3 protein-coding genes are annotated in these 2,975 nt (G+C 70.9%); all 3 read left to right on the top strand.

Annotated elements, in window-relative coordinates:
• The first annotated feature begins 382 nt into the window (after positions 1-382).
• The gene (locus ACFVS6_RS42860; protein WP_309550570.1) at positions 383-466 is read left to right on the top strand and encodes a putative leader peptide; all 84 of its coding nucleotides are present in this window, start codon (positions 383-385) and stop codon (positions 464-466) included.
• 214 nt (positions 467-680) lie between these two features.
• On the top strand, positions 681-2,387 hold the full coding sequence (locus ACFVS6_RS42855; protein ID WP_389711958.1) for a nitrite/sulfite reductase: 1,707 nt from the start codon (positions 681-683) through the stop codon (positions 2,385-2,387).
• A 173-nt stretch (positions 2,388-2,560) separates the two neighbouring features.
• A partial coding sequence (locus tag ACFVS6_RS42850) for a phosphoadenosine phosphosulfate reductase family protein (RefSeq protein WP_389711959.1) occupies positions 2,561-2,975 on the top strand: 415 nt, incomplete at its 3' end.

Below are 2,975 nucleotides of genomic sequence, written 5' to 3'. Positions count from 1 at the left end.
GCCCCGGGCCGTCGACCCGCCGCGACGAGCGACGCCCCCCGCTCCACCCCGCGACATCGGCGGACGCCGCACCGGCCGCACCGGCCCGTTCCGGCCCGCCGCGGACCCGATCCGGGCCCGGCCCCGCCCCGCTGTGACTCCGCTCCGGCCACTCCGCGACCGCGTTCGGCCCGCAGCGGGTCCGGCCCCGCCCGGGGCGGCGTCCCCGCCCGTTCCGGGGGCCGGAAACAGTCGCTCCGCCGACTCCCGCGGACCCGCCGCCGGCGTTGGCGGACCGGCCCCGGACGTGACCCCGGTCACCGTGTCCCACGATTCGGGACGACTTCGTCCGCATGATGGACAGTAGTGGACTCCTCCAATCGACGCATGACACGCTTCCGCCATGAATGGAGCTGGAATTGCCTTGGTGAGTCGGCGGCACGTCGACCTCGGCCGCATGTCCAGCGCCATCTGTCCGGCGAGCTGACGGAACCAGCCACCGCCGCACGTCGACGTCGTCCCCACTGAAGCGGACGCGTCGGCCACGCAAGCCCCCTGAAAGCCGAAGACCGCCCCTGCCTGCCGGCAAAACCGGCCGAAGGCGGCATTTCGGCCCACCTGCTCAGCGTCGCCGGTCCGACAGGGGCGCGCCGCCACTCCCCCTGCCCATGCCCCGAGCCGCCGAAGAAGGACGTACCGCCATGGCCGCCACTCCCGAAACGCCCGCAGCCGCCCCAGCAGCCGCAGCGCGCCGCAAGACCGGCCGTCACCGCGGCGAGGGTCAGTGGGCCGTCGGACACCACACGCCCCTCAACGGCAACGAGCAGTTCAAGAAGGACGACGACGGTCTCAACGTGCGGACGCGCATTGAGACGATCTACTCCAAGGCGGGCTTCGACTCGATCGACCCCAACGACCTGCGCGGCCGCATGCGCTGGTGGGGCCTCTACACCCAGCGCAAGCCCGGGATCGACGGCGGCAAGACCGCGATCCTGGAGCCGGAGGAGCTGGACGACAAGTACTTCATGCTGCGCGTGCGCATCGACGGCGGCCGGCTGACCACCGAGCAGCTCCGCGTCATCGGCGAGATCTCCGAGGAGTTCGCACGCGGCACCGCGGACCTCACCGACCGCCAGAACGTGCAGTACCACTGGATCCGGATCGAGGACGTCCCCGAGATCTGGCGCCGCCTGGAGGCCGTCGGCCTGTCCACCACCGAGGCCTGCGGTGACACGCCCCGCGTCATCCTCGGTTCGCCCGTGGCCGGCATCGCCCAGGACGAGATCATCGACGGCACGCCCGCCATCGACGAGATCTACCGCCGCATCGTCGGCAACAAGGACTTCTCGAACCTGCCCCGCAAGTTCAAGTCCGCGATCTCCGGCTCGCCGCTGCTCGACGTGGCGCACGAGATCAACGACATCGCCTTCGTCGGCGTGAACCACCCCGAGCACGGCCCCGGCTTCGACGTCTGGGTCGGCGGCGGCCTCTCCACCAACCCCAAGCTCGGTGTGCGCCTGGGCACCTGGGTCTCGCTCGACGAGGTCCCGGACATCTACGAGGGCGTCATCTCGATCTTCCGCGACTACGGATACCGCCGGCTGCGCAACCGCGCACGCCTGAAGTTCCTCGTCGCCGACTGGGGCCCGGCCAAGTTCCGCCAGGTCCTGGAGGACGAGTACCTGAAGCGCAAGCTGACGGACGGCCCCGCGCCCGAGCAGCCCTCCGGCCAGTGGCGCGACCACGTCGGCGTCCACCAGCAGAACGACGGCCGCTTCTACGTCGGCTTCGCGCCCCGCGTGGGCCGCGTGGACGGCGCCACCCTGACCAAGATCGCGGACGTCGCCGAGCAGCACGGCTCGGGCCGACTGCGCACCACCGCCGAGCAGAAGATGGTCGTCCTCGACATCGAGGCCGACCGGGTCGACTCGGTGGTCGCCGCCCTGGAGTCGCTCGACCTGCGGGTCAAGCCGTCCCCGTTCCGGCGCGGCACCATGGCGTGCACCGGCATCGAGTTCTGCAAGCTGGCCATCGTCGAGACGAAGGCGCGCGGCGCCTCGCTGATCGACGAGCTGGAGCGCCGCCTGCCGGACTTCGCCGAGCCTCTCACCATCAACATCAACGGCTGCCCGAACGCCTGCGCCCGCATCCAGGTCGCGGACATCGGTCTCAAGGGCCAGCTCGTCCTGGACGACGACGGCAACCAGGTGGAGGGCTACCAGGTCCACCTGGGCGGCGCCCTCGGCCTGGAGGCCGGCTTCGGCCGCAAGGTCCGCGGCCTCAAGGTCACCTCGGCCGGTCTGCCCGACTACGTCGAGCGGGTCGTCACGCGCTTCCAGGAGCAGCGCGAGGACGGCGAGCGCTTCGCCGCGTGGGTCACCCGCGCCGACGACGAGGCCCTGTCATGAGCGAGCGAGCGGCCCCGTTCTACTGCCCGTACTGCGGTGACGAGGACCTGTTCCCCAACGAGGCCGGTCACGGCGCGTGGGAATGCAGGGCCTGCAACCGAGCCTTCCAGCTGAAGTACCTCGGGCTGCTGTCCCGGGGTGTATCAGTCCAACACCGCTGGAGGGGACGAGATATGACGACGGTTCAGGAAACGCGGAACCTGAAGGAACTGGCCGAGCGGGCGGGCCGGGAACTGGAGGACGCCTCCGCGCTGGAGATCCTGCGCTGGGCGGCCGACACCTTCGGCGACAAGTTCGCCGTCACCTCCTCGATGGAGGACGCGGTGGTCGCCCACCTCGCCTCCCGGGTTCGCCCCGGCGTGGACGTCGTGTTCCTCGATACGGGTTACCACTTCGAGGAGACGATCGGGACGCGGGACGCGGTGGAGGCGGTGATGGACGTCAACGTCATCACGCTGACCCCGCGGCAGAGCGTCGCGGAGCAGGACGCGCAGTACGGTCCGCGGCTCCATGACCGGGATCCGGACCGGTGCTGCGCGTTGCGGAAGGTCGCGCCGCTGGAGGAGGGCCTGACCGGTTACGCGGCGT

It is taken from the genome of Streptomyces sp. NPDC057939, from assembly GCF_042887545.1.
GTDB lineage: Bacteria > Actinomycetota > Actinomycetes > Streptomycetales > Streptomycetaceae > Streptomyces.
This window is presented reverse-complemented; position numbering and strand designations above follow the sequence as displayed.

What these genes read in the sequence shown, in the direction of transcription:
- ACFVS6_RS42860 (WP_309550570.1), top strand. Translation starts at nt 383, where the DNA reads ATGAATGGAGCTGGAATTGCCTTGGTGAGTCGGCGGCACGTCGACCTC.
- ACFVS6_RS42855 (WP_389711958.1), top strand. Translation starts at nt 681, where the DNA reads ATGGCCGCCACTCCCGAAACGCCCGCAGCCGCCCCAGCAGCCGCAGCG.